Source organism: Brevundimonas sp. Root1423 (genome assembly GCF_001426805.1).
The window spans coordinates 98081-124695 of record NZ_LMFL01000034.1 but is presented as its reverse complement, the minus strand read 5'-3'; the positions used below and the strand labels follow the sequence as shown (position 1 = coordinate 124695).

The window sequence follows — 26615 nt, the reverse complement described above, 5'->3', positions numbered from 1 at the left end:
GTTTGTTCGCCTCTGTCGTTAAGCCGCATCCCTCGAACGGAGAGCGACAATGACGGCGGCGAACGAGGCGAAGGCCATCCTGCAACGGCTGGGCGTGGACGACGCCGTCTGGGGCGGCGCCCTGACGACGCGGTCGCCGGTCGACGGCTCCAGCGCCGGCGCGCTCGTCGGGACAACCGGCCTCGACGCTGTCGCTGACCGCTCGGTCGCCGCCTTCCACGCCTGGAAGCGCGTGCCGGCCCCGCGTCGCGGAGAGCTGGTCCGCCTGCTCGGCGAGGAACTGCGCGCGTCCAAGGATGACCTCGCTCGCCTCGTGACATTGGAAGCCGGCAAGATCGTTTCCGAAGGCCTCGGCGAGGTGCAGGAGATGATCGACATCTGCGACTTCGCCGTCGGCCTGTCGCGCCAGCTGTACGGCCTGACCCTCGCTTCCGAACGCCCCGGCCACCACATGCGCGAAACCTGGCAGCCGCTGGGGCCGGTGCTGGTCATTTCGGCCTTCAACTTCCCTGTTGCTGTCTGGGCGTGGAACGCCTGCCTGGCCCTCGTCTGCGGCGATCCGGTGATCTGGAAGCCGTCCGAGAAGACCCCGCTGACCGCCTTGGCCACGCAAGCCATCTTCGACCGCGCCGTCGCCCGCTTTGGCGACGCCCCGGAAGACTTGTCCCAACTGGTGATCGGCGGCCGCGAGGCTGGCGAGAACCTGAGCGCCGACGTCCGCATCGCCCTCGTTTCCGCCACCGGCTCCACCCGGATGGGCAAGGCCGTCGCACAGACCGTGGCCGCCCGCCTCGGCCGTTCGCTGCTGGAGCTCGGCGGCAACAACGCCATGATCGTCACGCCCAGCGCCGATCTCGACATGGCTGTGCGCGCCATCGCCTTCTCGGCCGTCGGCACCTGCGGCCAGCGCTGCACCACCCTGCGCCGCCTGCTGGTCCACGAGAGCATCGCCGAAGGCCTGATCGCGCGGCTGAAGGCGGCCTATGAGACCCTGCCCATTGGCGATCCGCGTCAGGACGGCGTCCTCGTCGGTCCCCTGATCGACGACGCCTCGGCGCACGGCTTCGACACGGCGTTGGCACAGGCGGTCGAACAGGGCGGACAGATCGTCGTCGGCGGCGATCGCGTCGACCGTGACGGCGTCTACGTCCGCCCCGCCATCGTCCGCATGCCGGCCCAGAGCGCTGTCGTGCAGCACGAGACCTTCGCCCCCATCCTCTACGTCCTGACCTGGTCCGATTTCGATCAGGCCGTTGCCATGCAGAACGACGTACCGCAGGGGCTGAGTTCCTGCGTCTTCACCGACAGCGTGCGCGAGGCCGAGGCCTTCCTCTCTGCGTGGGGTTCGGACTGCGGCATCGCCAACGTCAATATCGGCCCCTCGGGCGCCGAGATCGGCGGGGCTTTCGGCGGCGAGAAGGACACCGGCGGCGGGCGTGAATCCGGGTCCGATGCGTGGAAGGCCTATATGCGCCGCCAGACACAGACGGTGAATTTCTCCACCAGCCTGCCGTTGGCGCAGGGCGTGAAGTTCGAGGTCTAGAGCGCCGCCGCGAGGTCTTCAGCCAGATCGCCCTTGCCGACGATCTCAACGCCGTCCAGGCCCAGCCACCCGGCCATCCGCTTCAGCTCCGTCGCCAGCCGCGCGGCCGTCTCCGCCGTCGCGTCCGGCTCGCGCCACGCCGCCTGAACCAGCAGGACTCCGCCCTTCCGGTCCGACTTCAGATCGACCCGCGCCGTGATCGCCTCGTCCTCGAGGAAGGGCAGGACGTAGTAGCCGTGCGCCCGCTTGTGCACCGGCGTGTAGATCTCCAGCCGCACCTTCACGTCGAACAGTCGTTCGGTCCGGTCGCGGGCCCAGATCAGATTGTCGAACGGCGACAGCAGGGCCGCGCCCGCGACCTTGCGCGGCGTCCGCGCCCCGGCCGCCAGATACGCCGGCTGCCGCCAGCCCTTCACCGCCACCGGCGATAACTCCCCGGACTCGACCAGTTCCGCGATCCGCTCGCGCGCATCGGCCAGCGGCAGCCGGAAATAGTCCCGCAGGTCCGCCGCGGTCGCCACGCCCATGGCCCGCGCCGAGATGCGCACCAGCTCGCGCTGGGCGTCCGCCTCTTCCGGCGTCGGCAGGTCGATGATCCGGGCGGGCAGGGCGCGTTCGGTCAGGTCGTAGACCCGCTCGAACCCGTTGCGCGTCTTCGTCGTGATCAGCCCGGCCCAGAACAACCACTCCAGCGCCCGCTTGCCGTCCGACCATGACCACCAGCCGGGCGCCCCGCGCGGCCCTTCCGCGAAGTCGCCGCCAGTCACGGGGCCGCGCCGCTCGATCTCGGCCAGCACCCCGTCGATATAGTCCCGCTTCTCGCGCCCGAAGCGCGACAGGCCTGTCCACATGGCCCCGCCCTGCGCCCGCTCCATCCGCCAGCGGAACAGCGGCTGGCTCTCCAGCGGCAGCAGCGACGCCTCATGCCCCCAGTATTCGAACAGACTGCGCCGCGGCCCCCAGGCCTCGGCCTCCAGCGCCTCGCGCGGATAGTCGCCCAGCCGCGAGAAGGCGGGCAGGTAGTGGGTGCGCGTCACCACATTGACGCTGTCGATCTGGATCACGCCCAGCCGTCGCGCGGCGTCGCGGACGTGGCTGCGGCCGGGCGCGGCCGGCCGGGTTTTGCCGAAGCCTTGGGCGGCGAGGGCGATGCGGCGCGCGGTCTTGAGGGTGAGGGTTTCTGTCACCCGGTGAGGCTAACCTGATCGCAGCGTTATTTGCGACAGCAGCGTGAAGCCGGGGTCCGAAAAGCGCCCATCCTGTCGTCATCCCGGCGAAGGCCGAGACCCAGCGGCGCCGAAGGCGATGCCGGACACAGCCCCGCTCCCGGCAGGTTCGCGCTTTCGCGCGCCGCTGGGTCCCGAGGTCGCTGCGCGCCCCGGGATGACGGCAGGTTGGGCGGCTATGGCGCCGTCCGCGCCGGCAGACCCTGCGCTGCCCGCACCATCTGCACGAACTCGGCCCGCTCGCCGTATGCGTCCTCGCCACGCGCGCCCTGCGCCTGTTCCAGAACCTCGTTCCAGCCATAGCCCTCGGCCATCCACGGATCGCCGCGCAGCCGCTGTCCGAACGCGGCCACGGCCATCGCCCAGCGCGTGCTTTCGGGCGGCTGGGCGCTGACCCGGCCTCCGCCGCTGTTCGACAGCACATGCTGCATCAGCCGCGAGTCCCGCTCGCCCGGAAGCTTGTAACGCACCTGGACGAAGCCGACCTCGCCGTCCGGGTCGCCGCCCCCGACGCCGACCCGGTTCTGGTCATAGCGCCGCTCCGGAATCTGGCTCGGCCCGCCGACGGGCGTGATCTCGTACAGGGCCGTCACAGAAGCGCCGGACCCGACCTCGCCCGCATCGACGCGGTCGTTGTTGAAATCCTCCTCGTTCAGCAGCCGGGTCTCATAGCCGATCAGCCGGTACTCGCTGACCCGCGCCGGATTGAACTCGACCTGGATCTTGACGTCGTCGGCGATGGGGAAGGCGCCCCGGTCGAAGGCCGGGCCGAACAGTCGGCGGGCCTCGTTCAGATCGTCCACATAGGCCGCCACGCCGTTGCCGGCCTGGGCGATCGTCTGCATTCGCGCATCCTGGTAGTTGCCGCGTCCGAAGCCGTAGACCGACAGATAGATGCCCGTCCCGCGCTTGGCCGCGACATAGTCTTCCAGCCGCTGGTCATTGGTGACGCCGACGTTGAAGTCGCCGTCGGTGAACATCAGGATCCGGTTGACCTTGTCGCGTCCGAATGCGGCCTCGGCCTGCTGATAGGCATTGATCATCCCCTGCGCTCCGGCGGTCGAGCCGCCCGCGTTCAGCGTCTCCACGGCGCAGCGCAGCTTCAGCTTCTGGTCGCCGGGCGTAGGGCCAACAGCGGTGCCGACGTCGGATGCATAGAAGGTCACGGCGACCTGATCCTGCGGTCGCAGGCGGTCGATGATCAGGTTCATCGACTTCTTCGCCAGCGCCAGCTTGTCCGGCGTCTGCATCGAGCCGGAGACGTCGACCATGAAGGTCAGGTTCAGCGGACGCCGCTCGCCCTCCGGCAGTTCATAGCCCTGCAGGCCCACATGGACGATCTGCCGCCCCGGCGCCCAGGGCGAGGCCGCCACCGCCGTGGTGATGGCGAACGGCTGCGTCGCCGAGGTCGGCCGGTCATAGCCGTAGTCGAAATAGTTGATCATCTCCTCGACCCGCACGGCGTCGGCGGGCGGCGCGCGGCCGTCGTCGATGAAGCGGCGGACGTTGGAATAGCTGGCCGTGTCGACGTCGATCGAGAAGGTCGAAACCGGCTCGTCGGCCACGCGCCGGACCGGATTGGGCGTGGCGTCGGGATAGCGTTCGGTGTCGGGCTGCGGCCGCGCGATCTGGCCGGAGCCCGGGCGGATGCGGGAGCCGGCGACTGCGATCTCGTTCGCGCCGATCGCCGGAGCGGCCATCACCGGCGGAGGAGGCGCCGGCGGGGCCGGAGGCGGAGGGGGCGGCGGAGGAGGCGGCGGCGGAACGTACGCCAGCCGGTCTTCCTTCTTCGTTGGCTCGATCGGCAGGGTGACGGGGGGCGGGACGTATCGCGGGACCGTGACCGGCCGCTCCTCCCGCACCGTGAAGCCGAATGGCGCGCACGCCGCCGCCGAGACCACGCCGTCTGACGGCTTGTCCGGATCGAAGGGACGCTGGGACTGGTCAACCGCACCGGGCGCAATCGGCGACGCCAGCGTCAGGCTCATCACCCCGGCGAGGGCCTGTTTGAGCGGAAGGACGGTCATCGGCGCATCTCCCTTTGGTTGTCGGTCAGCATGAGGCCGACCCGTCTCGGGCGAAACTGTGGCGGTTTGAACGAGCCGCGTTCGACGGGCCGAGGGGTGGCGCAACCGCGCATCACCCCCCACTATGAACAGCCACGCTGACAGGGGATGTACATGGCCGAGGCGGCGACCGGACTTCAGCTTGGCCATATGGCCGCCCTGCTCGCCGCGGGCGTGGTGGCGGTGCCCGTATTCCGGCGGCTGAAACTCGGTTCGGTGCTCGGTTACCTCGCCGCCGGTCTGGCCATCGGCCCGTTCGGCTTCGGCCTGTTCCGCGAGCCGGAGGTCATCCTGCACGTCGCCGAGTTCGGCGTGGTCATCTTCCTGTTCATCATCGGCCTCGAGATGCGTCCGTCCCGACTATGGGGGCTGCGCAAGGAAATCTTCGGCTTGGGGGCGGCCCAGGTCGCCGTCTCCGGCCTGCTGCTGACGCTCACCGGCATGGCCGCCGGCCTGTCGGTTGCCGTCGCCTTCATCGCCGCCATGGGCTTCGTCCTCAGTTCGACCGCCGTCATCATGCAGATGCTGGACGAGCGGGGCGAAATGTCCCTGCCGCGCGGGCAGCGGGCCGTGTCCATTCTGTTGTTCGAGGACCTGGCCATCGTGCCCCTGCTGGCCGTGGTCGCGGTCATGGCCGCGTCCATGGGTCTGGGCGGAGAAGAGACGCCGCCTCTGTGGCGCACCTTGGGTCTGGCGATCGGCGCCATCGCCGTCGTCTTCCTGGCCGGCAAATATCTGATGAACCCGGTGTTCCGCATCCTCGCCCGCTATGGCGGCCGCGAGGTGATGACCGCCGCCGCCCTGCTGGTCGTGGTCGGGGCCGCCTGGCTGATGGATATGGGTGGGCTGTCGATGGCCATGGGCGCCTTCCTCGCCGGGGTGATGTTGTCCGAGTCGACCTTCCGGCATCAGCTGGAGGCCGACGTCGAACCCTTCCGCGCCATCCTGCTGGGCCTGTTCTTCCTCAGCGTAGGCATGTCGCTGGACCTCGGCGTGGTGCTGGCGGACTGGCAGATCATCGTCGGCGGGGTGATCGCCTTCATGGCGGTCAAGGGCGTCGCCATCTACGCCGTCGCCCGGCTGTTCAAGGCCAGTGAACGCGAGGCCGTCGAGCGCGCCGTGCTCTTCGCCCAGGGCGGTGAATTCGCCTTCGTCCTCTACGGCGCGGCCGCGGCGGCCGGCGTGTTCGACGCCGGAGTTTCGGCGCGGGCCACGGCCATCGTCATCCTGTCGATGGCGCTGACGCCGCTCACCAGTCTGCTGGTCGGCCGCTTCATGCCCGCCGAAACCCTGTCGCCCGACGACGCCGAAGGGGTCGATCACGCCGAGAACCTGCGCGAGCGCGTCCTGATCATCGGCTTCGGCCGCTTCGCCCAGGTCGTCTCCCAGCCGCTGTTGGCCCGCGACGTCGACGTCTCCATCATCGATATGGATGTCGAGATGATCCAGGCCGCCGGCAAGTTCGGCTTCAAGGTCTACTACGGCGACGGTTCGCGGCTGGACGTGCTGCGCGCTTCGGGGGCCGGGAACGCGGAAACCATTCTGGTCTGCGTCGACAAGCCCGAGGTCGCCGACCGCATCGTCTCGGTGGTCAAGGAAGCCTTCCCCCTGACCAAACTGTTCGTCCGCGCCTACGACCGCGGTCACTCGCTGCGCCTCGTCCAGGCGGGGGTGGAGTACCAGCTGCGCGAGACCTTCGAGAGCGCCCTGGTGTTCGGCTATCAGGTGCTGATCGACCTCGGCTTCACCGGCGACCAGGCCCGTGAGACCATCGACGATGTCCGCCGCCGCGACGAGGAGCGGTTCACCCTGCAGCTGTCCGGGGGGCTGCAGGCCGGCCGCGGCCTGATGCGCGGCAACCTCCGCTCGCCCACGCCCGCGCCCTACATCAAGCCGCGCCGCGAGGGCCAGGCCCTCAACGAGGAGGCCGCAGAGGCGCTCGAGGAAGACGAGGAGCGGCAGAAGACCGGGGTCTGAGGTCGCCTCCGCGGCCGCTTTGGTGTAGAGCCCCCGCCCGATGTTGAACCGCCGTCTCTCGATCGCGCCCATGATGGACTGGACCGACCGGCATTGCCGGGCGTTCCACCGCGCCCTGACGGCGCGCGCCCTGCTCTATACCGAGATGGTCACGGCCCCCGCGATCCTGCACGGCGACCACCAGCGTCTGCTGGGCTTCGATGCGGTCGAACATCCTGTGGCCCTGCAGCTGGGCGGCTCCGATCCCGACCAGCTGGCCGAGGCCGCCCGCATCGGCGAGGCCTTCGGCTATGACGAGATCAATCTGAACGTCGGCTGCCCCTCCGACCGGGTCCAGTCCGGCCGCTTCGGCGCCTGTTTGATGCGCGAGCCGCAGCTGGTCGCCCACTGCATGGCGGCCATCAAGGGCGCCGTCGCCGTGCCCGCCACGGTCAAATGCCGCATCGGCGTCGACGATCAGGACCCGCAGGTCTCGCTGTTCGAGACGGTCGACGCCTGCGCCGCCGCCGGGATCGACACCTTCATCGTCCACGCCCGCATGGCTTGGCTGAAAGGACTGTCGCCGAAGGAAAACCGGGATGTGCCGCCGCTGGACTATGCGCTGGTCCGCCGCCTGAAGCGCGAGCGGCCTCATCTTTCGGTCTCGATCAACGGCGGCATCGCGAACCTCGACGAGGCCGAGGCGCATCTGGACGACAGCGACGGCGTGCAGCTGGATGGCGTCATGCTGGGCCGCGCCGCCTATCACGAGCCCGCCATTCTGGGCGAAGCCGACCGCCGGATGTACGGCGTGTCCACGCCCGACGTGGACGCCTTCGCCGCCATTGACCGCTACAGGCCCTATATGGCGGCCCGTCTGGCCGAGGGCGTACATCTGGCGGCGATGACCCGGCATATGCTCGGGCTGATGCATGGCCGCGCCGGCGCGCGCGCTTTCCGCCGCATCCTGACCGTCGAGGCCATCCGCCCCGGCGCGGGCCTTGAGGTGGTCGACAACGCCGTTGACGCCGTGCGCGAAGCGGAGGCCCGGCGCCAGACGGCGTCCGAAGCCGCCTGATGCAATCGAGTCACACGCCGCACTGATCTCGCGGCCAACGGTGTTAACGGCGGAACGCCACGGCGCCGCTTCGCATTGGTTGGCTCAGGAGATCAATCATGACCCAGACGCCGAACGCCAAGCCTGACCTTCGCCTCGTCGCCGCCGAGTCCGAAATCTACGACCTGATGCGCGCGCCCGAGACCACGTCGGACCGTGTCAAACGTCTGCAGATGGAAGCTCGCGCCCTGGCTGTCGAACAGGTCGAGGCTCTGGAAAAGGTCTTGATGCAGGCCTCCGCCATGGCCGAGGAAATCGCCCAGGGCGGCGACGCGTATCCGGTCGGCGCACGCGAACTGGCCGGCCGTCTGGCCGCCGATCTGCCGGCCAAGTCCCAGACGCTGAAGGCCATCGTCAGCCGCACGCTCTAGGCCGGCCGCGGCTCGTTCCGGTCGCGGATACGCCGCGCCAGCCGGAACACCAGCACTGCGAAGACGACCATCACGATCGGGATCAGGATCGGCGCCAGGAAGGCGACCATCACGGTCACGAACGCGAGGAAGTCCTCGATCACCGATACGACCGGATTGCCGAAGCCCGCCGTGGTCGCCGTCGATCCGACGCGGACTCCCGTCTGCGCGGCATTGAACGCCAGCGCCGCCGGCGCGCCGACGATGATCCCGGCGATGGCCGCCGCCGCCGGATCCACGCCCCAGAAGACGCTGCCCGCGGCCACCGCGCCCGCCACGGGCCGGGTGACATAGCCGATCGCGTTCAGCGCATGGTCGATGGCCGGCACCTTGTCGCCCGCAAACTCGGCCACCGTCGCCGTGGCCAGGGCGGCGATGGCGGGCCAGGACACCAGCCAGTCCATCTGGTCGATCAGCCGCACGCCAAACATCTCGAACCGCGCCGCCAGCGCCAGCATCAGCAGGGGCAGGAAGGTCCGCAGCCCCGTCGCCGACGCCAGACCAAGCCCCAGCAGGGCGGGCAGCACCCATGTCTGCAACGGCCCTGCGGCGGCGCTGACGGAAGACAGGTCGAGGTCAGGCATGCGGTGGCTCCGTATCGTCGAACATGACAATGCGCGGGAACGCCTTGCCGCTCCATCGGCTTCTGCATCCGACCGCTGAAGGAGCCCCCATGGCCGACAAGACCAAATCCCGCGCGAAGAAGATCGCAGATCAGGAGCGCAAGATTCAGAAGGGGATCGACGCCAGGGCAGGCAAGGCGAAGAAGAAGCCGGAGAAGGCCGTCCAGGCGGGCGCGCGCAAATACCCCGAGCCGCCCTTCCCGAAACAGCACCAGACCAAGCCCGGAAACGAGGCCGCCCTCGATCCCGCGCCCATGTATGACGCGCCGTTCTGGAAGGGCTCGGGCAAGCTGGACGGCATGGCCGCCATCATCACCGGCGGCGACTCGGGCATCGGCCGCGCCGTCGCCGTCCTGTTCGCCCGCGAGGGCTGCGACGTCGCCATCTGCCACCTCGACGAGGACAGGGACGCGGCCGCCACGAAAGCCGCCGTCGAGGCCGAGGGCCGCAAGGCCATCGTGCTGAAGGGCGACGTCGCCGATCCCGCCTTCTCGAAATCCGCCGTCAAGGCGACGCTGAAAGCCTTCGGCCGGCTCGACGTCGTCGTTCCAAACGCCGCCTTCCAGGAGCATGTCGAGGCGCTGGAGGACCTGACCCTCGAGCATTTCGACCGCACGCTGAAAACCAACCTCTACGGCTATTTCAACCTTGTGCAGGCCGCCGTTCCTCACCTGAAGCCGGGCGGTTCCATCGTCATGACCGGCTCGGTCACCGGCATCCTCGGCAATGAGAACCTGCTCGACTATTCGATGACCAAGGGCGGCATCCACGCCTTCGCCCGCTCACTGGGCACGCATCTGGCGCAGAAGGGCATCCGGGTGAACGTGGTCGCGCCCGGCCCGGTCTGGACGCCGCTCAATCCCGCAGACCAGCAGGCGGACAAGGTCTCGAAATTCGGCTCGAAGACGGTGATGAAACGCCCGGCCCAGCCCGAGGAGATCGCGCCCGCCTTCGTCTTCCTCGCCTCGCCCCAGATGTCGAGCTACATCACCGGCGAGGTCCTGCCGATCATCGGCGGCTACGGCGGGGGCTGATCAGGCTACGATGTCGTCAAACTCGCGGTGCCGTTTCAGCCAGGCCACGGCGTAGCTGCAGCGCGGGTTCAGCGTCAGCTTTTCGGCCCGGGCATGCTCGGCCAGCGCCTGCATGAACTGTCCGGCGGCGCCCGAGCCGCGCAGGGCCGGATCCGCCTCGACATGCAGGATCGCGCGCGTCGATCCCTGCACCGCATAGTCCGCGAAGACGGTCCGCAGCTGGCCCTCGGAATCGGTGAAGCCCTGCTCGAACCTTTGTTCGTCTCGAACGTCGCGGAACTCGGTCATCTTGATACTCTCGTGTCTGCCAGCGGACAGAGGGCCAACACGGCGGCTGCGGGGGCGTTCCCCGGCAAACAGGGAAATCCGGCTTTTCAACCGCACGCGTGACCGCTGCGCCTCGCCGGTCAGGGCGCCTTGTCGCCGACCAGATGGATCAGGCCGATGATGCTCTTGATCGTGAACCAGACGGTGAGGAAGAACAGCGCCAGACCCAGCAGCAGCCCCAGCGGCACCAGCACGATCCCCGTCACGGGCGCGGCGAAGAAGCTGACGCCACAGATGATGATCGCGACCCACAACAGGATCGTCCACCAGAAGACGGACCAGAACAGGCCGATCTGCGCCTCGATATGATCCCGCGCCAGGCCCGTGGCGCTGCTGCGTCCGGCGTAGGCGACGATCAGGCCGACGATGACGAGCAGGTTCGCGCTGGGCAGGGACAGGATGTACAGGCCCCAGGCGATCAGCGCCGCCGGTCGGCCCTCGGACTCATGGCCGGGGCGAGGTTCGATCGCCTTGCCTTCGACGGGCTTCGCATCGGCCATCGGTTCGTCTCTCCGTCAGATCCACCAGCCGCGCGGATCGGCGATCGCATGGCCGGACTTCAGGGCCCAAACGCCCGAAGCGCCGCGAAGCACCAGCCACAGGGCCAGAAGGAACAGGATCGGCACGCCCAGGGCGAACGGCGCCGCCAGCAGGATCAGGCCCGCCACGGCCGCCACGGCGGCGGTCCAAAGCGTGCGTTGCTGATAGATGAAGTGCGAGCGCGACAGCGCGTCCTCGGGTCCCGACCGGCCCGTCACGGCCAGCAGGCCGATCAGGGCGGACACCCCCATCGTCGGCACGGCGAACAGGATCAGGGCGTAGACGGCGTACAGCCCCATCCCGCCGCCCGGCAGATCGGCGCCCGGATTGCGACGACGGCGTTGCATGGGCGTCTCCGGCGCGGGCTGGAAGATCGACGCGGCCTCGACGGCCGCCGGCGCGGGCGCGACCACTTCGGGTTCGGGCTGGGGCTCGACAGGGGCGGACGTCCAGACGGTGCGCGGCGCGAACAGGTCGTCCGCCGGTTCCGGCGCCGGCTCAGGTTCGGGCTGCGCCTCGGGCGGAGCCTCAAACCGGACCTCAGGTTCCGGCGCAGCCGCCGCGGCTTCGAACGATGGAACCACGACCTCGGCGGGCTCCGTCTCCGGCTCGCGCGTGCGGCCCTGCAGCGACGCCGGCGAGGCGAAGCCGATCAGGTCGTCGTGATCGTCAGCTTTCGAGGGATCGCCCGGTTCGGCCATCAACGGGTCCTTGTCATCTTGCCCAAGTAATGACGGCGCCTCGCGCCCCGCGCAACTGCCGACCGCCTAGCGCGAGAGCACGACCTCGCAGCCCGGCGCGGCCGCGCCCTCCAGTGCGCCCGGCTTCTCGATCCGCACGGCGCAGCGCCGCACATGCGGGTCGGCCAGACAGGCCGTAGCCAGCCGCTGGGCGAAGGTCTCGACCAGCCCCACATGCCCCTCGGCGACGATGGCGCGCGCGGCCGCAGCGATGGTCTCGTAGTTGACCGTATCGCCCAGCCGTTCGACCGGTGCGGGCGCCAGTTCCAGCGTCACATCGATGACCAGCCGCTGCAGACGGCCCAGCTCATGGTCGTGGATGCCGATCCCGGCCTCAAGCGTCAGCCCGCGCACGAAGACCGTCAGGCCTTCCAGACGGGGCGCGTCCGCGCCGGAAAAGGGCAGGGGGGTCACGCTCACGGCCTACTCCACGATGTCCGGGGTCTGCCAGGCCAGATGCTGGCCCCCGTCGACGGCGATCATCTGACCAGTCACCAGCTCCGCGTCCACCAGCCAGCGCACGGCCGAGGCCACGGCCTCGGGGCTGCCGGCGCGTTGCAGCGGCGTGGCGCGCGCTTCGGCTTCAAAATCTTCAGCGCTCTGATGCACCGACGGCAGGGTCGGACCCGGCCCGACGCCGTTGACGCGGATGCGCGGCGCCAGCGCCTGCGCCAGCGTCCGCGTCGCCCACCACAGGCCATTGCGCGACAGGGCGTAGGAGATGAAGCGCGGATCCGGCTTCAGCACCCGCTGGTCCAGCAGGTTGACGATCGCCGAGCCGTCCGGCGCCTGGCCCGCGAAGGCCTCGGCCAGCACGATCGGCGCGCGCAGATTGGTCTCGATATGGGCGTCCCAGGTCTCGCGGCCCAGCGAGCCGACGCGGTCGTCCTCGAACACCGAGGCGTTGTTGATCAGCACCGCCAGCGGCCCGCCGATGGCGGCCAAGGCGTCTGCGACCAGTGTCCTGACCTGCGCCTCTTCGGCCAGATCGGCCCTTACGATCGCAGCCTTGCGGCCCAACGCGCGCACCTCGTCCGCCACGGCCTCGGCCGCGTCCGGCGATGAGCGATAGTGGATGACGACGTCGAAGCCGGCCCGCGCCAGCTCAAGGACGATCGCGCGCCCGATCCGCTTGCCGCCGCCCGTAACGAGCGCGGCGCCAGACCGGGCCGGATGGTCAGTCAACCCGGCCGAACTCGATGAAGTTGATGGCGGCCAGAACGGCGACGAAGCCGAGGATGATGTAGAGGGCCAGCATTGAAAGCTCCTTGGTTGACGCCGCAATAAAGCGCCGCGCCCTCCGGTTCAAGGATGGCGGGAGCGTATCGTTGTGCGCGGGCGGTAACTTCTCCGGCCGGGGCCGCGGTGTTACAGCCGGTGGATGAACCCCGCCCTCCTCTCCATGATCGCCGTTGTCCTCGCGGGCGGCGCCACCGCCCTTCAGGCCCCGACCAACGCCAAGCTGATGGGCGCCATGGGCTCCCCGGTGAACGCCGCCTTCGTCTCCTTCGCCGTCGGGACGGCGGCGTTGGGGCTCGTCGCCCTGGTCATGCAGACCAAACCGGACATGAGCGCCGCGCGCGGCCTGCCCTGGTACGTCTGGATCGGCGGCCTGTACGGCGCGATCTTCGTGGTCGCCGCCGCCTGGGGCGTGCCGCGTCTCGGCGTCGCCCTGACCATCACCCTGATGGTGGCGGGACAGCTGCTGGTCGGCCTGATCCTCGACCATTTCGGAGCCTTCGGCGCGCCGCAGCACCCGATCAGTCTCGGCCGCGCCGCGGGCGTGGTGCTGGTTCTGGCCGGCGTCCTTATGGTCCGCCGGTTCTAGGCCTATATCGGTCCCGATGACCGAGGAGACGCTTCCCGCTGATTCGCCGCCGACCGCCTTGGTCGCGGCCGACCTGATCCGCGACGAGGCGCGGCGGGCGCCCGACAAGCCGGGCGTCTACCGCATGTATGGCGAGGACGGGACCTGCCTCTATGTGGGCAAGGCGCGGTCCATCAAGAAGCGCATCCTCCAGTACGCACAGGGCCGGTTCCACACCCAGCGCATCGGTCTGATGGTGTCCCTGACCCGGTCGATGGAGCTGGTCATCACGGCCTCCGAGACCGAGGCCCTGCTGCTGGAATCCAGCTACATCAAACAGCTGAAGCCGCGCTTCAACGTGGTGCTGCGCGACGACAAGTCGTTCGCCGAACTGATGATCCGCAAGGACCACCGCGCCCCGCAGGTCCGCAAACACCGCGGGGCCCACACCACGCCCGGCGACTATTTCGGCCCCTTCGCCTCGACCTGGGCGGTGAACCGGACCCTGAACACCCTGCAGAAGGCCTTCCTGCTGCGCTCCTGTTCGGACAGCGTCTACGAGACCCGCACCCGGCCGTGCATGCTGCACCAGATCAAGCGCTGCTCCGCGCCCTGCACCGGCCTGATCTCGCTCGAGGACTACGCGGGCCTGGTCGACGAGGCCTCGGCCTTCCTGAAGGGCAAGTCCCGCGCGGTCATCGGTCGCCTGTCCGAAGAGATGAGCGCCGCCGCCGAGGCCATGGACTACGAACAGGCCGCCCGTGTCCGCGACCGCATCCGCGCCCTGTCGGCCATCTCCATGGAGAACTCCGTCAGCGCCGACAGCGTGGCCGAGGCCGATGTCTTCGCCCTGTTCAGCGAGGGGGGGCAGGCCTGCGTCCAGGTCTTCTTCTATCGTGGCGGCCAGAACTGGGGCGGCCGCGCCTATTTCCCGCGCGTCGACAAGACCGACACCGACCCCGAAATCCTCGCCGCCTTCCTCGGCCAGTTCTACGAGGACAAGCCGATCCCGCGTCTGATCCTGTCCAACGTCCGCCCGCACGAGCTGGAGCTGCTGGAAGAGGCCTTCTCCATGAAGGCCGAACGCAAGGTCGAGATCGCCAACCCCCGGCGCGGCGAAAAGCTCAGCCTCGTCGACCACGCCCTGACCAACGCCCGCGAGGCGCTGGGCCGCAAGATGGCCGAGGGCTCGGCCCAGGGCAAAATCCTCGACGAGGTCTGCGAGGCCTTCGGTCTCGACAACGCCCACATCCAGGGGACCAACGCCGTCGGCGGCATGGTCGTCGCCGGACCCGAGGGTTTCCAGAAGTCCCAGTACCGGAAGTTCAACATCCGCGGCGAGGATCTGACCCCCGGCGATGACTACGGTATGATGCGCGAGGTCATGCGCCGCCGCTTCTCGCGTCTGGTGAAGGACGAGGATGCGGGCGAGGAGGTGGTCCGACCCGACCTGCTGCTGATCGACGGCGGCGCCGGCCAGCTGGCCGAGGTGCTGGCCGTGCTGGCCGATCTGGGTCTGGACGACATCACCGCCGTCGGCGTGGCCAAGGGGCCGGACCGCGATGCGGGGCTGGAGCGGTTCTTCATGCCGGGCAAGCCGCCCTTCATGCTGCCGCTGAAATCGCCGGCGCTGTATTACATCCAGCGCCTGCGCGACGAGGCGCACCGCTTCGCCAACGGGGCCCACCGCACCCGCCGCTCGATGGACATCAAGAAGAACCCGCTCGACGAGATCGAGGGCATCGGCCCGGGCCGCAAGAAGGCCCTGCTGCACGCCTTCGGCTCGGCCAAGGGCGTCGGCCGCGCCTCGGTGGTCGATCTGGTCAAGGTCGAGGGCATCAACCAGCCGATGGCGGAACGCATCCACGCCTTCTTCCATCGAACCGCCTGAGGCGTTTCCAAGCGGAGCCGGAGGAACGGAAAAGGCCGCCGATTATTAACGGGACAGAGAGGATCCTGTAATGATCGCGTTCGCCTTCGCCACCGCCCTGCTTCTGGACCCTACGCCCAAGCCGGCGAACCTTCAGAAAGCCATCCAGCCCGCCGCGGAAACGTCGCGCGAGGCGTCTGCGGGCGCAATCCTCTCCAACGTCTCCGTCACCCTGGAATGCACGGCCCGCGCCAGCGGCCGGGTCGAGAACTGCAAGGTGCTGGGCGAGACCCACCCGGGCCTCGGTTTCGGCGAGGCCGCCATCGTGCTGATGCGGGACGCCGAGGTGGCCCCCGGGCCGCGGGACGTCCAGTTCGCCCGCACCATCGAGTTCATGCCCTAGGGCCGCTGCGCGGTCAGCGCGCGCGGGTGACGATGCGGGCGACCTTGGCGATGGCCGCGGCCCGCGCCGGCGCCTCGGCGGGTGAATTGGCCAGAAACACCGCCACGCCCGAGGGCTCTCCCAAGGGGGATGTCAAAACGCCGACATCGTTCGTCGCCCCGGTGACGCCGTTCCAGGTATTGCTGGTGCCGGTCTTGTGCGCGGCGTCCCAGCCCGGGGCCGTCCCCGCGCGAAGCCTGTCGGGGAACGTCTGCGTTTCCTTCATCGTCGCCAGCATCCACCGGGTGGATGACGTGCCGAGCAGGTCGCCGCTCGCCAGCCTGTACAGCAGGGTCGCCATGGCTCGCGGCGTCGCCGTGTCGCGCACGTCCTGCTGATAGGCGCGGAACGCCGCATCCCGGACGGCGACAGGCTGGGCGTCTATGTCCTGCTGGAAGCGGTCCGGGTTCGTATATTCGTCGCGCCAGGTCAGGCCGAAGATCTCGGTCTGCAGATGGCGCTCGTCGCGGTCCAGCCGGATGCCGGTCACGCCCTTGCGTTCCAGAAAGGCCTGCACGGCGCCCGGACCGCCCAGACGGGCGATGAGCCAGTCCGTCGCCATGCTGTCGCTCTGGATTACCGCGCCGCGAACCAGCTCCCCGATAGTCGTGGAATAGCCAGAAGGCCCGAGACGCGACTCGATGGGCTGGACGAAAACGCTGACGTCCGCACGCGTCAGCGTCACGCGGTCCTCAAGCCCCAGCTCGCCGCGTTCGACGGCGTCCAGCACCGCCAGCCCGACCAGCAGTTTCATCACGCTCTGCATGGAGGAAGGCCGATCCCCGTTCACGCAGGAAGCGCCGGCCTCGTCCACCACGCAGGCGGCAAGGGTTCCTGGCGTCTGGTCGGCCAGCGCTTCAAGAGCTGCTGAGCGGGCGTCGACAGGTTTCGAGGGCGTCGCGCTGGCGCAGGACGCCGCACCGCAGATCATCAACATGCCCGCGATGGCGGCTCGGCTTTTCGACAGTTTCACGCGTATCTCCGAAAGACGGGCTTCGGAAACTAGGGAAGGGCCCACGGACGCGATACCGCTCCGATCGAAAACTGGTCGTGTCGCAACGAGCACGGTGATCCAGGGCCTGAAAGAACCACCCGGTTGGTTCGTGTCGCTCCGGCTTTCCTCTCCCACTGGACCGGAGGAACGCTTATACCGACGCCATGACCGACGAATCCCGCGACGCCCTGCTCTCCGGTTACCGCCGCTTTCGCGAAGACCATTGGCCCGAGGCCCGGGCCGAGTATGAGGCGCTCGCCAAGGGGCAGCGACCCCACACCCTCGTCGTCGCCTGTTCGGACAGCCGCGCGGATCCGGCCCTGATCTTCGATGCCGCGCCGGGCCAGCTGTTCGTCGTCCGCAACGTCGCCAATCTGGTCCCGCCCTACGAGCCGGACGGTCATCTTCACGGCGTCTCGGCGGCCCTGGAGTTCGGGGTCAAGGTGCTGAACGTTTCGCGCATCATGGTCATGGGTCACGCCTTCTGCGGCGGGGTGAACGCCATGATCCACGGCGCCCCGGCCGACTGTCAGGACTTCGTGGCGCCCTGGGTAGCGCAGGGCGCGGCGACCGTGCGCCGGGTCTGCGAGGAGTGCCCGCCCGATGACCTCATGCAAAAAGCCGAGGAGGCGGTCGTCCGCCTGTCGCTGGACAACCTGCGCACCTTCCCCTGGATCGCCGAACGCGAGGCGGCCGGAACCCTGGCCCTCAGCGGCGTTCATTTCGGCATAGCCGACGGGGTGCTGCGGTCGTTGCGCGAAGGCGAGTTCGTCTCTCTGGCCTAGGGCCGCACAGCCAACCGCCTCGCTTCATGCAGCGAAGCGTGGCAGATCGCGTTGAGGTATCGGAGCGCCCTTATGACACCCACACCCCACGCCAATCCCATTCCGAACATCCTGACCGGCCTGCGCCTGATCGCGGGGGTCATCATGTTCCTGATCCTGGCGGGGGCGGCCCCGCAGGGCATTCCCCTGCTGTCCGAATATCTGAGCCCCGACGACCAGTTCCGCTTCGGCCGCACCGCCTTCGTCATCTTCGTGGTCGCCGCCTCGACCGACTGGGTCGACGGCTTCCTGGCCCGCCGTTGGCACGCCACGACCCGTTGGGGCGCCATCCTCGATCCGATCGCCGACAAGGTGCTGATCACGGGCGCCATCCTCGGCGTCCTGGCCTGGGGCGCCCTGCCGCAGATCGCCATCCCCTGCGGCCTGATCCTCTTCCGCGAGTTCGCTGTCTCGGCCCTGCGCGAAACGGTGGCCGGCAAGGTCAAGCTGCCGGTCACCCTGCTGGCCAAGTGGAAGACCGTCCTGCAGATGATCGCCCTCGGCTGTCTGCAGATCGCCCTGCTCTGGGACGGCTTTGGCCTGCCGCTGGAATGGCAGCCGCATTTCCAGACCTTCGCCTACGTCCTGATCTGGATCGCCGCGATCGTCACCCTGTGGACCGGCTGGCAGTATTTCTCGAAGGCCCAGCAGAAGATGAGCCAGCTCTGAGGCGCTTTCTCCCTCCCCATGAAGGGGAGGGAGAGGGGGCTATCTGACCCCCAGCTCCCGCACCAGCCCGTCCATCCCGTACACGTCCCGCAGCGCCGTCGTCACCGCGCCGGTGGTCACGATCACCGAGCGGTTGACGTTGCGGTCGTAGCCATAGGCGTTGCGTTGGGTCAGGACGGTGGAGTCGAAGTTCGCGCCCACGATCTCGCCCGCCGCCGTCACCACGGGCGAGCCCGACGAGCCGCCGATGGTGTCGGACGACACCGCCATGTTCAGCACCGTATCGCCGTCGATCCGGTCCTTCGCGGCCAGCAGCTTCGGCGCGACATCGAACGGCGCCGCGCCCGTCGCCCGGTCCCACAGGCCGTCGAAGGTGGTGAACGGCCCGAACCGCTGGCCCGGGACGTCCGTGCCCTCGATCTTGCCGTAGGTCAGCCGCAGGGTGCCCGTCGCGTCCGGGTAGACCGCGTCGCCATAGGCGGCGAAGCGGGCCGCGGCCAGCCGTTCCGAGGCGCGGTCGGTCGGAGCCTGCACCCGGTTCTCCCAGTCCGAACGCGCGGCGCGGGTCTCGTCCTGGATCGACAGCAGATACTGGATCATCGGATCGTCTGACGCCTCGACGGCGGCCAGACCGCCCTCCCACAGCGCGCGCCGCACCGCCGGATCGGCCAGCTTGGTGCCGCCCACCAGACGGGCCGACAGGACTTCCGGCGACTCATTGCCCAGCAGGCCGCGGACGGCGGGATTGTCGACGGTCAGCCATTCGCGGGTCTTGGACAGCCACCATTCCATGCGGACCTGATCCAGCGACGGATAGACCGGCCGCTCGGCGAAGAGGCCCGACTGAACCCCGGCCAACCGGCTGTCAGCGAACTCGGGCAGGCGTTCGGCGGAGGGCTTCTCCCGCTCCTGCGCCCCGCGAACGATCGTCCGCGCCCAGTTGAACAGCTGCGATCCGCCCGCGACCGGAGTCGTGCCCGCGCCGGTCCCGCCTTCCAGCAGGGCCATGGCCGCATAGGTCTCGCGCATGATCGGCTGCACCGCTGCCAGATCAGCCCACGGATCGGCGCCGCCGGTGTCGGTCCGCGCCGCGTAGCGCTGGCGGAAGTCGGCCTCATTGGCCGCCCGCGACGCCATGAAGCCCGGATCGACCAGCGCCCGCATCCGGCCCAGCCCGCGCTTGTAGGTGTTTTCCAGCCCCACGATCGGATCCATGGCGATGAAGGCGTTTTCCTCGCTCTCCTCGGAGAACCGGATCAGCCGGCCGCGCAGTTCCGAGGCCAGCAGCTGGTCCATCGGCAGGACCACGTCGCGGATCGTGAACAGCTGCTCCTGCGTCAGCAGACGCTGCGTCGCGCCCGGGCTGCCCGAGACGAAGACGGGCGTGCCCTCGACCGGCTTGTCGGCCTTCCAGATGAAGTGGGTCGGCGTCGCCGCGGGCGCGCCGTTCTCGTACAGCCGGATGAAGGCGGCATCGATGGCGAAGCGGGGGAAGCTGAAATTGTCCAGATCGCCGCCGAAGGTCGCGGCCCGGTCTTCCGGGGCCCAGGCCAGGCGGACGTCCGAGTATTTCTTGTAGGTGTAGAGCTTGAACTGGCCGCCCCGGTAAAGGCTGACGACCTGACAGCGTTTGTCCGTCGCGGCGCCGCAGGCCTCCTGCTCGATCCGGCCCGCCTCGGCGTCGCGGGCGCGGGTGAAGGCCTGGCCTTCCAGACCGGCGCCGGCCGCGTGCATCCGTTCGGTGACGTCGCTGATGTCGGTCAGGATCTCGGCCGAGCCGCCCGGGCATTTCAGTTCTTCCTCGCGGGTGCGCGGCGTGAAGCCCGTCTCGGCGTAGTTCACAGCCTGCGTCGACAGATTGGCCACGCAGGTGGCGACGCAGTGGTTGTTGGTCATCACCAGACCCTCGCCCGAGACGATGCCCGCCGAGCAGCCGCCGAACTTGACCGAACTCAGTCGCACCCGGTCCAGGAAGGCCTGGTTGATGTTGGTGCCCAGCGTGGCGTTGGCGCGTGCGATGGGGAAGTTGTCGAAGGTCCACATGCCCTCTTCAGCGCGCGCGGCGCCTGCGGCGAGGGTCAGAAGGGCGGCGGCGAGGGCGGGGGTGATACGCATGTCTTGTCTCCTCCCCGTCGCCCGCGATGGGGAGGGGGACCACGAAGTGGTGGAGGGGCCGACGCTCGCGCGCCGACCCCTCCGGTTGGCTCTGATTTTACGCTAACTCACGAAGCGTGGATGGGAAACCGGTCCCCGCCGCTGCTTCGTCGACACGCTCTTACCGGACACCCAGTTCGCGCAGCAGGTGCGGCTGCGGATAGATGTTGCGCAGCGCCTCGGTGATAGCCGCCGTCGACACGGTCACCGTGCGGTTCAGCTCGGCGTCATAGCCGAACGATCCGCCCAGCGAGTGGATGTTGCCGTCGAAGGCCGCACCGATCACCTCGCCGTCGGCGTTGATCACGGGCGAGCCCGAGTTGCCGCCGATGATGTCGTTGGTCGAGGTGAAGTCGTAGACCGTGTCCTTGTTGACCCGGGCCTCGTTGTCGATGAACGCCTGCGCCGCGTTGAACGGTTCGGCGCCCGTGGCCCGCTCGTACAGGCCGCCCATGTAGGTGAACGGCGGCACGGTCACGCCGCGATAGGTCCAGCCCGCAACCTGACCGTAGGACAGGCGCAGCGAGAAGGTCGCGTCGGGATACAGGTTGGTGCCATAGGCCGCGAACCGGGCCTGGGCCACCTTCTCCGCGGCGCGGGCGGTCGGGGCGTTGACCTCGGCGGCCCAGCGGGCGCCGATGTCGGTGGCCGCGGCGTCATTGGCGATGACGAAAGCCAGCAGGGGGTCAGCGGCAGCCAACTGCTCCGTGGTCATGCCGGCGGCCTGGGCGCGGAAGGCGGCGTCGCCCATTTTCGTGCCCGAGATCAGCCGGTCGGCCAGGGCCTCGGGGCTTTCGCGGCCCAGCATGGCCTTCACCTGAGGATTGTCGACCGTCAGATATTCACGGGTCTTGGACAGCCAGTAGCGCAGGCGGATCTCTTCCATGTCCGTCGCGATCGGCGTCTCGGCGCCGAGTGCGGTGGCCAGACGCGCGCGCTGGACGTCGGTCATGGTCGTGTTCTTCGACGCCCGCACGAGGGTCCGGGCCATCTGGTACAGGGTCGAGCCGCCGCCCGCCGACTGCTCCAGCTGGCGGTAGGGCAGGTACAGGTCGCGGGCGGTCGCCTGCACGCGCTCCAGATCACCCCACGGATCGCCGATCTGCTGCACCAGCGCCGGGTTAGCGGCCACGCGGGCCCGCAGTTCGGTCTCGGCTTCCCGCTTGGCCGCCATGAAGGCGGGATCGGTCAAGGCGCCCTGCTGGCCGTAATAGACCTTGAAACTGTTCTCCAGGCCGAAGATCGGATCGAACGACAAGCGCTTGGCCTCGTCGCCGGTCAGCGAATATTCGAGCAAACGCCCGCGCAGTTCCGAGTTCTGGATCAGGGTCACCGGCAGCTGCTGGTCGCGCAGCCGTTCCAGCTGGCTCATGGTCAGCAGCCGCTGGGTCGTGCCCGGGTTGCCGGCCACGAAGGTGACGTCGCCTTCCTTGGGCGCGTTCGGGTTCCACTTGAGGAAGTTCGGGCTCTCGACCGGCTGGCCGTTTTCGTAGGCGCGCAGGAAGCCTGCATCGAGGGCGTAGCGCGGGAAGTTGAAATTGTCGGGGTCCCCGCCGAAGAAGGCGGCCTGGTTCTCGGGCGCGAACACCAGCCGCACGTCGTCATATCGGCGGAATTTGTACATGGCGTAGCGGCCGCCGCGGTAGAAGCTGATCACCTGGCAGCTGAATTTCGCATCGCCGGCGCAGGCCTCGGTCTGGATAGTGTTGGTCTCGGCCGTGCGGGCGGCGTTGAAGGCGGCGCCTTCCAGCCCGGTCCCGGCGGCCAGCACCCGGTCGGTCACATCGACGATATCGACCAGCACCTCGGCGGTCTGGCCGGGGCAGCGCTTCTCTTCCTCGCGGTTCCGGGTCAGGAAGCCGTTCTTCACATAGTCCTGCTCGGGCGACGACAGTTCCTGCGCGCAGCCGACGACGCAGTGCCAGTTGGTCAGGATCAGACCCTCGTCCGAGACGAAGGAGGCCGAGCAGCCCTGGATGCGCACGGCGGCGTTGCGGACCCGGTCCAGCCACGCCTGATCGATCCGGGTGCCGTATTTGTCGTTCACCGTCTGGATCGGGAAATTGTCGAACGTCCACATGCCTTCATCGGCGCGGGCGGAGGTCGGCGCGGCCATGACGGCCATGACGCCGGCGACGGCGACAATCGAGGCGGTCGCCGAAATGGCGGCGCGAAGCGAACGAAGCTGCATTCTGCGAATTCTCCCGGGTCCGGCGTTGATCGCCCACCGTTGTAATTATCTAGACCCGATGAACCGACCCCGTCCATCGCCCTCAGGGTCTGCTCACGAAAGCGTAACGCCGGTCGCCTTACCCCGATTTAACTTGGTTCGAACCAATGCCGCCGTCACATAGCGGTAATTACTCGGGGACCTGTCCGTACCAATGTCGCTCGCCCTCTCCACGCTGCTCTTCGAGTGGCGGCGCTATATGGCCGCCGTGATGGCGCTGGCCCTGTCGGGTTTGCTGGTGCTGGCCATGACCGGCGTCTTCATCGGCATCGGCAAGGGCTTCACCGCCACGATCGAGCGTTCCAGCGCCGACATCATCATCATGCAGCCGGGCGCCAAGAGCCTGATGGGCGGCCCCTCGGGCGTGCCGCGCCGGTTCATTCCGCTGGCCTACCGCAACCCGGCCGTCATCGAGGTCCAGCCGCTGGACGGCGCCGGCGGCTCGTTCCAGTCGGTCAAGAACGTCGACCCGACGATGTCCCAGGCCGAGCGCGCCAAGATGGGCGCGCCGCGTCAGGAGTTCGTCCAGGCCAGCATCATCGACACCACGCCCGGCGCGGTCACCATTCCGACCGACTATTCCCAGGAACTGGTCGACGCCCTGCGGCAGCCCTACACGGTCGCCATCGACGAGACCGCCGTCTCCAAACTGGGCGTCAAACTGGGCGACAAGGCGCTCTACAACGGCCAGACCGTCACGGTCGTCGGCATCACCCGCGGCTATCCGAACATGATGCAGGCCACCATCGTCATGTCGCGGGACACCCTGCGCATGCTGGGCCAGGCCGACACCGGGCCCCGCGTCGGTCCCCTGATGATCAAGCTGCGCGACCCGACCCAGGCCGAGCGCGTCGCGGTCGAGCTGAATGAGCAGGGCGACGGCCAGTGGAAGGCCTGGACCCGTCAGGAGCTGGCCGACGCCAACGCCTCGGCCATGTTCGAGGAAGGCATTCTCGTCATCATCATCGGCGGCTGCGTGGTGCTGGGCACGATCATCGGCGTGGCCATCACCTGGCAGACCCTGCGCGGCGCCATCATGGCCAACATCAAGGAGTTCGCCTCCNATCGGCGGCTGCGTGGTGCTGGGCACGATCATCGGCGTGGCCATCACCTGGCAGACCCTGCGCGGCGCCATCATGGCCAACATCAAGGAGTTCGCCTCCCTGCGCGCGCTGGGCGTCGGCATGGGATCGCTGAACCGCATCGTCATGGAGCTCAGCTTCTGGGTCGGCCTCGTGGGCGTCGGCGCCGCCATCGGCCTGACCCTGCTGGTGCAGATGCTGGCGGCGGCCAACGCCGTGATCATCGCCCTGCCGCCCGTCCTGCTGATCGTCGTCGGCGGTGGCCTCGTCATCATCGCCATGCTGTCGGGCCTTCTGTCCCTCGGCATCCTCAAGAACAGCCAGCCTGCGGACCTGCTGCGATGACCGGCCACACCAAGGTTCACGGCAAACACGGCGAGTTCGCTATCGAGGCCAAGGGTCTCGTGAAGCGCTTCAAGTCCGGCAAGTCGTACATCGACGTACTCAAGGGCGTGGATTTCGACGCCCGCCACGGCGACCTGACCATGGTCATGGGCCCCTCGGGCTCGGGCAAGTCGACCCTGATCGCGGCCCTGTCCGGTCTGCTGCGGCCTGAAGAAGGCCGCGTCGACACGCTCGACGTCGACGATCTGTGGAAGCTGTCCGGCGGCAAGATCGACAAATTCCGCCTCGACCACTGCGGCTTCATCTTCCAGGGCTTCAACCTGTTCCCGGCGCTGTCTGCCCTGCAGCAGGTCGAGGTGGTGCTGAAATTCCAGGGCCTGTCCAAGGGCGACGCCAAACGTCAGGCGACCGCGACCCTTCAGGAAGTCGGCCTAGGCTCGCGCCTGCACCAGCGGCCCTCGGCCCTGTCCGGCGGCGAGAAGCAGCGCGTCGCCATCGCCCGCTGCCTGGCCAAGAACCCGCAGATCCTGTTCGCCGACGAACCGACCTCCGCCCTCGACGGCGAGAATGGCCAGATCGTCATCCGCCTTCTGCGCCGCGCCGCCACCGAACACGGCGCCGCCGTCATCTGCGTGACCCACGACCCGCGCCTCGAGGAATGGGCTGACCGGGTCATCAAGATCGAAGACGGCGTGATCATCGACGACCAACGCCGCATTCCCAATCCCGACGCCACGCTGGCTTCGCACTGACGCCCTCAAGGACCTTCGACATGCCCGCCTTCCTCAAGAACAAATGGCTCTGGATCGGCCTGGTGCTGATCGTTGTGCTCGTTGTCGGCTTCAACGTCATGCAGGGCGCCGGCAAGGCGAAGAAGGCCGAGGAAGAGAAGGCCAACGCCCTCAAGAAGGTCGAAAGCCCCTATGCGGCCATCGCCAACGGCAAGGTCGATATTGAAGGCGGCATCATCCAGGTCGCGGCCCGCCGCGGCGGCGTCGTCCGTCAGGTGCTGGTGCAGGAAGGCGACCGCGTCGTCGCCGGCCAGATCCTTGCCCGTCAGGAGGATGACGAGCCCCGTCTGGCCCTGCAGAGCGCCAGCGCCGACGTCGCCCAGGCTGAAAGCCAGCTGCGCCTGATCCAGGTCGACATCCGCACCGCCCAGCGCGAGCACGACCGCCTGCAGCAGCTGGTCGCGTCCAACTTCGTCGCCGCCTCGCGCATGGATCAGGCCCGCGACGCCATCGCCCAGGCGCAGGCCCGGCTCGGCTCGGCCCAGGCCGCCGTCCAGACCGCCCGCGCCCGTCGCGACCAGGCCGCCTACAACGTCGAGCTGACGGTGATCCGCGCGCCCCAGTCGGGCCGCATCGTGCGCCGCTACGCCAACCCCGGCGCCGGCGCCTCGACCCTGAACGTCTCCAACATGTTCGACCTCGAGCCCGACGCCCCGCGCATCGCCCGCGCCGAGATCGTCGAGAGCGACATCCCCAACATCACTCCCGGACAGGCCGTCGAGATCACCCCCGAGGGCGATCCGTCCAAGGTCTATGTCGGCGCCGTCCTGCGCCGCGCCGCCGTCTTCGGCGCCCGGAAACTGGCCTCGGACGATCCCTCGCAGCGTTCGGACGAGCGGGTCGTGGAAGTCGTCGTCACCGCCGGCGACGCCCCGCTGCTGATTGGCCAGCGCGTGCTGGTCAAATTCATGAAGCCCGGCCAGACCGCCGGCGCCCCGCGCGCTGCGACCGTCGGCGTCCCCGCCGGCCGCGCCATGCGGGCTCCGGCCGCCGCGGGCTGATCCTTGAGCTAGCGGCCGGTGAAGTCCGCCGGCCGCTTCTCCAGCGCCGCCGTCACGCCTTCCAGATGGTCGTCGCCTAGATGCGCGAGCGCCTGCATCGACGCGGTCATCTCCAGGATCTGGTCGAAGGTGGCGTCCCGGCCCTGACGCAGCAGGGCCTTGGTCATGCGCAGCGCCTGGGGCGCGCGGGCCGCGATGTCCCCGGCGATCTCCAGCGCCTCGTCCCTCAGCCGCTCCGGCGCGACCACCCGGCTGACCAGCCCCCACTCCATCGCCGTCCGCGCGTCCAGCGCCCGGGCCGTGAACAGCATCTCGGCCGCGCGCGCATAGCCGACATTACGCGGCATCAGCCACGCCCCGCCGTCGCCCGGCAATATGCCCAGCTTCAGGAAGGGCACGCCGAAGCTCGCCGTCTCCGAGGCGATGCGGATGTCGGCCAGCCCCGCGATGTCGCAGCCCAGCCCCATGGCCGGCCCGTTCACCGCCGCCACCAGCGGGACCTCCAGCCCGTACAGCGACCGCACGATCCGGTGCACCACGCGGCGATATCGCTCGCGGATTTCGGCCCCGGAGCCGGCGAACATGTCGCGTCGGTCCTTCATCGCCTTCAGATCGCCGCCCGCCGAAAAGGCGCGCCCGGCCCCGGTCAGGACCACGCAGCGCACCTCCGGGTCCGCATTGACCGCCTCGCAGGCGGCGGCGAACGCCTCGCCGTCCTCCAGATCGGGCAGGGCGTTCAGCCGGTCGGGGCGGTCCAGCGTCCAGATTTCGATATGTGCGCGGCGTTCTCTGCGGATCAGGGTCATCCGTCCGCTGTGCCGCAA

General features: G+C 68.8%; 26 protein-coding genes and 1 pseudogene. 14 read left to right on the top strand and 13 right to left on the bottom strand.

Annotated elements, in window-relative coordinates; all coding sequences use genetic code 11:
* Window positions 1–49 precede the first annotated feature (49 nt).
* Complete coding sequence (locus ASD25_RS19110; RefSeq protein WP_056619648.1) at window positions 50–1543, top strand: aldehyde dehydrogenase family protein; 1494 nt, start codon at window positions 50–52, stop codon at window positions 1541–1543.
* Here the strand turns inward: ASD25_RS19110 and ASD25_RS19105 are convergent.
* Together ASD25_RS19105 and ASD25_RS19100 are read right to left on the bottom strand one after the other, a co-directional pair.
* Window positions 1540–2730, bottom strand: coding sequence for a winged helix-turn-helix domain-containing protein (locus ASD25_RS19105; RefSeq protein WP_056619644.1), 1191 nt, complete (start codon window positions 2728–2730; stop codon window positions 1540–1542). The two genes, ASD25_RS19110 and ASD25_RS19105, sit on opposite strands and share 4 nt — an antisense overlap.
* Window positions 2731–2945: 215 nt before the next feature.
* The gene (locus ASD25_RS19100; protein ID WP_056619641.1) at window positions 2946–4796 is read right to left on the bottom strand and encodes a von Willebrand factor type A domain-containing protein; all 1851 of its coding nucleotides are present in this window, start codon (window positions 4794–4796) and stop codon (window positions 2946–2948) included.
* 153 nt (window positions 4797–4949) lie between these two features.
* On the opposite strand from ASD25_RS19100, the gene ASD25_RS19095 reads away from it, so the two are divergent.
* The 3 genes from ASD25_RS19095 (at window position 4950) to ASD25_RS19085 (ending at window position 8279) form a co-directional block, all read left to right on the top strand.
* On the top strand, window positions 4950–6812 hold the full coding sequence (locus ASD25_RS19095; RefSeq protein ID WP_056620093.1) for a monovalent cation:proton antiporter-2 (CPA2) family protein: 1863 nt from the start codon (window positions 4950–4952) through the stop codon (window positions 6810–6812).
* Window positions 6813–6852: 40 nt separating this feature from the next.
* Complete coding sequence (gene dusA / locus ASD25_RS19090) at window positions 6853–7869, top strand: tRNA dihydrouridine(20/20a) synthase DusA (RefSeq protein ID WP_056619638.1); 1017 nt, start codon at window positions 6853–6855, stop codon at window positions 7867–7869.
* Between the two features lie 98 nt (window positions 7870–7967).
* Window positions 7968–8279 carry a hypothetical protein gene (locus ASD25_RS19085; protein ID WP_056619635.1) on the top strand — a complete coding sequence of 104 codons (312 nt, stop codon included), beginning with the start codon at window positions 7968–7970 and terminating at the stop codon, window positions 8277–8279.
* Here ASD25_RS19085 and ASD25_RS19080 read toward each other — a convergent pair.
* Window positions 8276–8902, bottom strand: coding sequence for a DUF4126 domain-containing protein (locus ASD25_RS19080; protein WP_200943671.1), 627 nt, complete (start codon window positions 8900–8902; stop codon window positions 8276–8278). The genes ASD25_RS19085 and ASD25_RS19080 overlap by 4 nt on opposite strands.
* 89 nt (window positions 8903–8991) lie before the next feature.
* Here ASD25_RS19080 and ASD25_RS19075 point away from each other — a divergent pair, with 89 nt between their 5' ends.
* The gene (locus ASD25_RS19075; RefSeq protein ID WP_056619633.1) at window positions 8992–9975 is read left to right on the top strand and encodes an SDR family oxidoreductase; all 984 of its coding nucleotides are present in this window, start codon (window positions 8992–8994) and stop codon (window positions 9973–9975) included.
* Here the strand turns inward: ASD25_RS19075 and ASD25_RS19070 are convergent, their stop codons facing one another.
* The 6 genes from ASD25_RS19070 to ASD25_RS32860 form a co-directional block, all read right to left on the bottom strand.
* Window positions 9976–10263, bottom strand: a complete 288-nt coding sequence (locus tag ASD25_RS19070) for a GNAT family N-acetyltransferase (protein ID WP_056619629.1) — start codon at window positions 10261–10263, stop codon at window positions 9976–9978.
* 119 nt (window positions 10264–10382) lie between these two features.
* Complete coding sequence (locus tag ASD25_RS19065; RefSeq protein ID WP_200943670.1) at window positions 10383–10802, bottom strand: hypothetical protein; 420 nt, start codon at window positions 10800–10802, stop codon at window positions 10383–10385.
* A gap of 15 nt (window positions 10803–10817) precedes the next feature.
* Complete coding sequence (locus ASD25_RS32195; protein ID WP_235562792.1) at window positions 10818–11543, bottom strand: hypothetical protein; 726 nt, start codon at window positions 11541–11543, stop codon at window positions 10818–10820.
* Window positions 11544–11609: 66 nt separating this feature from the next.
* Window positions 11610–12002 (bottom strand): dihydroneopterin aldolase, encoded by a 393-nt coding sequence (gene folB / locus ASD25_RS19055; RefSeq protein WP_235562791.1) that lies wholly within the window; start codon window positions 12000–12002, stop codon window positions 11610–11612.
* A 3-nt stretch (window positions 12003–12005) separates the two neighbouring features.
* Window positions 12006–12767, bottom strand: coding sequence for an SDR family oxidoreductase (locus tag ASD25_RS19050; RefSeq protein ID WP_056619626.1), 762 nt, complete (start codon window positions 12765–12767; stop codon window positions 12006–12008).
* Window positions 12760–12891, bottom strand: a complete 132-nt coding sequence (locus ASD25_RS32860) for a hypothetical protein (protein ID WP_255356178.1) — start codon at window positions 12889–12891, stop codon at window positions 12760–12762. Before ASD25_RS32860 ends, ASD25_RS19050 begins: the two co-directional genes overlap by 8 nt.
* A gap of 72 nt (window positions 12892–12963) precedes the next feature.
* Between ASD25_RS32860 and ASD25_RS19045 the strand changes: the two genes are divergently transcribed.
* The 3 genes from ASD25_RS19045 to ASD25_RS19035 all read left to right on the top strand — a co-directional run bounded on the left by ASD25_RS19045 (window position 12964) and on the right by ASD25_RS19035 (window position 15662).
* Window positions 12964–13410 carry a DMT family transporter gene (locus tag ASD25_RS19045; RefSeq protein ID WP_056619622.1) on the top strand — a complete coding sequence of 149 codons (447 nt, stop codon included), beginning with the start codon at window positions 12964–12966 and terminating at the stop codon, window positions 13408–13410.
* A gap of 16 nt (window positions 13411–13426) precedes the next feature.
* On the top strand, window positions 13427–15280 hold the full coding sequence (gene uvrC, locus ASD25_RS19040; RefSeq protein ID WP_056619619.1) for an excinuclease ABC subunit UvrC: 1854 nt from the start codon (window positions 13427–13429) through the stop codon (window positions 15278–15280).
* A 70-nt stretch (window positions 15281–15350) separates the two neighbouring features.
* Window positions 15351–15662, top strand: a complete 312-nt coding sequence (locus ASD25_RS19035) for a TonB family protein (RefSeq protein WP_056619616.1) — start codon at window positions 15351–15353, stop codon at window positions 15660–15662.
* Between the two features lie 13 nt (window positions 15663–15675).
* Here the strand turns inward: ASD25_RS19035 and bla are convergent, their stop codons facing one another.
* A complete protein-coding gene (gene bla, locus ASD25_RS19030; protein WP_082572515.1) occupies window positions 15676–16674 on the bottom strand; it encodes a class A beta-lactamase in 999 nt (332 codons plus the stop codon).
* A 185-nt stretch (window positions 16675–16859) separates the two neighbouring features.
* Between bla and ASD25_RS19025 the strand changes: the two genes are divergently transcribed.
* Both ASD25_RS19025 and pgsA read left to right on the top strand, forming a co-directional pair.
* Window positions 16860–17480, top strand: a complete 621-nt coding sequence (locus tag ASD25_RS19025; RefSeq protein ID WP_056619613.1) for a carbonic anhydrase — start codon at window positions 16860–16862, stop codon at window positions 17478–17480.
* A gap of 72 nt (window positions 17481–17552) precedes the next feature.
* Window positions 17553–18188: a CDP-diacylglycerol--glycerol-3-phosphate 3-phosphatidyltransferase gene (gene pgsA / locus ASD25_RS19020; protein WP_056619609.1), complete on the top strand. Its 636-nt coding sequence runs from the start codon at window positions 17553–17555 to the stop codon at window positions 18186–18188.
* A gap of 39 nt (window positions 18189–18227) precedes the next feature.
* Here the strand turns inward: pgsA and ASD25_RS19015 are convergent, their stop codons facing one another.
* Together ASD25_RS19015 and ASD25_RS19010 are read right to left on the bottom strand one after the other, a co-directional pair.
* On the bottom strand, window positions 18228–20303 hold the full coding sequence (locus ASD25_RS19015) for a S46 family peptidase (RefSeq protein WP_056619605.1): 2076 nt from the start codon (window positions 20301–20303) through the stop codon (window positions 18228–18230).
* Between the two features lie 160 nt (window positions 20304–20463).
* Complete coding sequence (locus ASD25_RS19010; RefSeq protein WP_056619602.1) at window positions 20464–22533, bottom strand: S46 family peptidase; 2070 nt, start codon at window positions 22531–22533, stop codon at window positions 20464–20466.
* A 193-nt stretch (window positions 22534–22726) separates the two neighbouring features.
* Here ASD25_RS19010 and ASD25_RS19005 point away from each other — a divergent pair.
* The 4 genes and pseudogenes from ASD25_RS19005 to ASD25_RS18995 form a co-directional block, all read left to right on the top strand.
* Window positions 22727–23635 (top strand): annotated as a pseudogene (locus ASD25_RS19005) (ABC transporter permease); the annotation flags it as partial.
* A 1-nt stretch (window position 23636) separates the two neighbouring features.
* Window positions 23637–23999 (top strand): FtsX-like permease family protein (locus tag ASD25_RS32190; RefSeq protein WP_369816628.1); only part of this gene is annotated, 363 nt, incomplete at its 5' end.
* Entirely contained in the window at window positions 23996–24751 is a 756-nt protein-coding gene (locus ASD25_RS19000; protein WP_056619599.1) for an ABC transporter ATP-binding protein, read from the top strand. The genes ASD25_RS32190 and ASD25_RS19000, both read left to right, overlap by 4 nt.
* Before the next feature lie 20 nt (window positions 24752–24771).
* Window positions 24772–25791 (top strand): HlyD family secretion protein, encoded by a 1020-nt coding sequence (locus tag ASD25_RS18995; RefSeq protein ID WP_056619596.1) that lies wholly within the window; start codon window positions 24772–24774, stop codon window positions 25789–25791.
* A gap of 8 nt (window positions 25792–25799) precedes the next feature.
* Here ASD25_RS18995 and ASD25_RS18990 read toward each other — a convergent pair whose 3' ends face one another.
* On the bottom strand, window positions 25800–26597 hold the full coding sequence (locus ASD25_RS18990) for a crotonase/enoyl-CoA hydratase family protein (RefSeq protein WP_056619594.1): 798 nt from the start codon (window positions 26595–26597) through the stop codon (window positions 25800–25802).
* Between the last annotated feature and the right edge of the window lie 18 nt (window positions 26598–26615).